Below are 4,530 nucleotides of genomic sequence, written 5' to 3' on the forward strand. Positions count from 1 at the left end.
AAGCTCGACGCGAGGAATGCGACGAATCCTGCGACCAGGACGAAGGAAATCATTCCGCGATCCATCATCTTCTTGCCTGGTTCTCGCGGCGGTCGTTCCATCACGCCCTTGCTTGGTGGGTCGACACCAAGGGCCAGGGCCGGGAATCCATCCGTGGCGAGGTTCAGCCAGAGGATCTGTATGGGTGTGATTGGTAGAGGTAATCCTAACATGATTATTGTAAAGATTAGAAAAATCTCGTCGAAATTGGCCGCTAATAGGAAGCGGACAAATTTCTTTATGTTAGAATAGATTTCTCTACCCTTTTCAACAGCGGAGACTATCGTTGCAAAGTTGTCATCTGTAAGGACAACGTCAGAAGCCTCCCGCGTAACGTCGGCGCCTCTGATACCCATAGCAACTCCGACATCGGCCTGCTTCACAGCAGGAGCGTCGTTGACACCGTCACCGGTCATAGCAACGACTTCGTCAGAATTCCTAAGAGCCTGAACGATTCGCAATTTGTGTTCTGGGTCTACACGAGCATAGACATCAACATCATAGACCACTTGCTGGAATTCCTCATCAGTCATCTGTTCAATTTCGGAGCCAGTGACGACGCGGCCGCCTTCGTCAATGAGGCCGACCTCGATTGATACAGCACGGGCGGTCAAGGCGTGGTCACCGGTAATCATGATAGGGCGAATACCAGCTTCCTTGCAGACGTTCATAGCATGGAAGACTTCATCTCGTGGAGGATCAATCATACCCTGAAGTCCAACGAATATCAAACGCTGTTCTACTTCTTCAGGCTCCGAATAGTCCATATTGTCGTCAAGAGGTCTGTAGGCGAAAGCAAGGACCCTGAGGGCTTCTTCTGCGAATTCTGCGTTCATGTCGAGTATTCGCTCTTTGTCTTCCTCTGTAAGTGGGCGGACTTCGCCGTCCTCATAGATTCTGTTACACAAGGAGATGACAACTTCAGGTGCACCCTTCATGAAGGCAAACACCTTGTCTGAGTCCTTGTCGTCACATACACTGGTCATCCGTTTTCTTGCAGAGTCAAAGGAGATCTCCGTTATCTCCTTGTATTGAGCGAGTGTGTCATCGTAATTGAAACCCGCTTTCTCTGCTGCAACAAGCAGTGCTCCTTCCGTTGGGTCACCCACAACGGCCCAGTCTGCTGCACCAGAGGGATCATTTTGGAGAACGGTGTTGGAGCAGCATTGCCCTACCTGCAGTAAGCGTTTAGTGTGAGGATCGGATGTGACGTCGTAAGCGTCCTCCTCAAAGGAGAAATCGCCTTCCTCGTTGTATCCGACACCGCTAACAGAGATTACCTTTCTATCAGCATACAATTTTGTGACCGTCATCTCGTTCTTTGTGATCGTGCCGGTCTTATCTGAGCAGATTACAGTAGTTGAACCAAGTGTCTCTACAGAAGGTAAGCGCCTTACTATAGCATTTCTGTCAACCATACGTTGGACACCGATAGCCAGGGTGATGGTGACAACAGCAGGTAGGCCTTCAGGAATGGCTGAAACAGCCAACGCAATCGCAGCCATCAGTTCTTCAATGAGTTCTTCTGTACCGTATCGGAATATTTCAGCAGCAAACACAATCACACAAAGCGCAATAACAAGAGCACCCAACTTCTTTCCGAGGTCATCTAGGTCCTGTTGAAGAGGGGTCATGCCTTTTTCGCTTTCCTGAACCATCTCCGCAATCTTACCAAACCGAGTTTCCATTCCTGTGGATGTGACCACGGCTCTTCCTTTCCCGGCAACAACAGTTGTGCCTTGGAAGACCATGTTCCTTATGTCACCCGCAGAGGGATTTTCAACATTCATCGGATCCTCAGTCTTCCTGACGCTCTGCGACTCTCCAGTTAGAACCGCCTCATCGATTCCCAAGCCGACAGCGTACGTGATTCTTGCGTCGGCCGGAATCTTGTCGCCAGCTTCAAGGCCCAGAATATCTCCCGGAACCACGTCTCTGGAATCTATCTGTTTCCAGAGGCCCTCTCGTTTTATTCGAGCCTTAGGAGCAGCCATCTCCTTCAGCTTCTCAAGGGCTTTCTCAGATCGATATTCTTGAACGAACCCGAAAATCGCATTGAAGATAACAATGGCTGAAATAACAATTGCGTCAACAATGCCTTCGCCACCATGAAAGAACGATGTGGCGACGGATATCGCGATTGCTACCAACAATATGATAACCATAGGATCGGCAAATTGCTCAAGAAACATCTGTAGGGGGCTAATCCCACCCGTTTCAACGAGCTCGTTTCGACCATATTTCTCCAAGCGCTGTTCTGCCTCTTCACTCGTGAGGCCCTCTTCGGAAGTATCCAGTTTTTCCATGGTGTAATCGGCGCTATTATTGTACCACTCTTGTTCGGACATTTTTTTTATTGCTCCGGGGAAAGGTCTCTGATTCAATAGCAGATTATGTAGGTCAAGCGAGTTATCTCGGATAAAAATACCTTTCGAAAGCTGTGTTTGGAATCAAATCGAGACACACATTTTTTGTGAAGTTCGAAAGCATTAAGAATTGTTCTCTCTTTCAATCTGAATCGAGTTCAATTGGTGACTGGGTATGGCAAACAAGAAATACAGCTTCAAATGCCTAGGACAGAATTGCGAAACACAAGCATGTCACTTCAGAGAACAGGTCAACGTGACTATTGATGATTTGGCCAGATGGACGCAAGCAGGCCACTTGCAGAATATACTTCCTGGATTGAGGTTCAATCTACCACAATCAGAAAATGAACCAATTGCGATAGAAACAAGAAGAAAGGATTTAGAAGACCAAGACGGGACTGCTTGCATTTTTTATCACGAAAAATCTAGTGCTTGTGAGATCGGATACAACAAACCAATATCTTGCCAAACGTATCCGCTCAAGTACAACGGCAAGAAGTTCTATGTCAGTGACCGTGATTGTCCAGGGGTGGGAGAAGGAGAGGTAACCAAAGAAGCTCTGAAAGATGCAAAAGAAAAAGCAGAACAAGATTTTCACGAAAGACAGCGAACACAAGCATCCCTCCCTGCACTTTACAGCCTCATAATGGGTCAGCTAATGCAACAGTCAGCTCAGGCAATGCAGAATTTGTCCGAGGAGGATCGCAAGCGGATTCAAGATATCATGGCAAGACAGGAGGAGGAAGAAGAGGACGCATAACGAATAGGTGCTAACATTCAGATAATGACAAAATCTCTCGGTGCAAAAGTTAATAGCTCGAGACCGTCTTCTGTTATGCATACAAGATCTTCCATTCGTATACCGAATTCTCCCGGGATATAGACTCCGGGCTCTATACTGTGAGTCATACCGGGAGCTAATTCCAATGAGTTTCCACGTACAAGATATGGAGGTTCGTGAACTTGTAGTCCAATCCCGTGACCTAAGCGGTGTGTGAAATACTTGCCGTATCCTTCAGATTCGATTACACTTCTTGCGATTCCATCAGCAGAGCCGCATGATAACCCGGGACCAACCTCATCAAGAGCTGCCTTCTGTGCCTTTACTACCACATCGTAGACCTCACGCTGCTTCTCGGTAGGTTCACCAACCACTCCAACTCTTGTCATGTCTGTGTTATATCCATCTACAGCACATCCGCAGTCCAGAAGTACAACATCTTTCTCTTGCAGTTCCCGATTGCTGGGTTCGGCATGTGGAAGTGCACTATTCTCACCAAACTGTACAGCAGCGAATGTTGGTTCAGCCCCATGATCGATGATTTCGTTTGCTACGATTTGTTTCAGTTGCCTTTCTGTCATGCCTTTCTTGGCCCCCTTGATTGCAGTCATTACAGCGTCCTCTATGACTTGGCCCGCCTTCTTCATGAGCTGTATCTCATCTTCGCCTTTTTTCAATCGCATCTCATCAACAAGGGGAGTAATCGAGGGGGTAGAATTGAAACCACCTAGTGCCTTCTCAAGCTTCCAGAAAATTCCAAGAGATGTGCTTTCGTCCAAGAAGATATCAGTTTCAGTATCTGCCATATCCAGTTCTTCACTGATGAGTTTGTATGGGTCCTCTTCTTCCGACCAGGACAAGAAATCATCAATCCAAGTTCTCTGAGATATTTCGGAGAGTTCAAAACTAGGAACAACCAGAATAGGAGCCCTTTCCGGCTGAATGATTAGCGAGACGAGTCTTTCGCGCATTTCATATGCCAGTCCGGTTAGGTATTGGAAAGTAGGTGAAGGGGTTACAAAAGCCAGATCTGCATTCTTGGAAAAAATAGAATCCTCTACAGCTGCAAGGCGTTCTTTGTACACAGAAGCACTAAGCATTGTGAATGATAGTTGTTATTCATCCCAAATAACGGCTCCGATTCTGATAACGAAAATAAACTCAGGAATAAAAAATGCACATTTTCGCCGCCTGGAAGAAAGGTCTCACTTGCTCAGCTCTGTGGAAAAAGTCGCCCGAATCAGTGTGAGAAGACAAGATGAGTAGTTAATTCTCTATTCCTATGCACGAATACAGACAATCCGGAACAGTAATGTGTGTCAATCCGATATATCAGTATGA

3 protein-coding genes are annotated in these 4,530 nt (G+C 46.8%); 1 reads left to right on the top strand and 2 read right to left on the bottom strand.

From position 1 onward, the window contains the following. The coding region (locus GF309_05795; protein ID MBD3158286.1) for an HAD-IC family P-type ATPase at positions 1 to 2,387 on the bottom strand (2,387 nt) is incomplete at its 3' end. 193 nt (positions 2,388 to 2,580) lie between these two features. Here GF309_05795 and GF309_05800 point away from each other — a divergent pair. Continuing rightward, a complete protein-coding gene (locus tag GF309_05800; protein MBD3158287.1) occupies positions 2,581 to 3,168 on the top strand; it encodes a hypothetical protein in 588 nt (195 codons plus the stop codon). Positions 3,169 to 3,185: 17 nt separating this feature from the next. Here the strand turns inward: GF309_05800 and GF309_05805 are convergent, their stop codons facing one another. After that, positions 3,186 to 4,289: a M24 family metallopeptidase gene (locus tag GF309_05805; GenBank protein ID MBD3158288.1), complete on the bottom strand. Its 1,104-nt coding sequence runs from the start codon at positions 4,287 to 4,289 to the stop codon at positions 3,186 to 3,188. Positions 4,290 to 4,530: the final 241 nt, after the last annotated feature.

It is taken from the genome of Candidatus Lokiarchaeota archaeon, assembly GCA_014730275.1.
In the GTDB taxonomy this organism is placed as follows: domain Archaea; phylum Asgardarchaeota; class Thorarchaeia; order Thorarchaeales; family Thorarchaeaceae; genus WJIL01.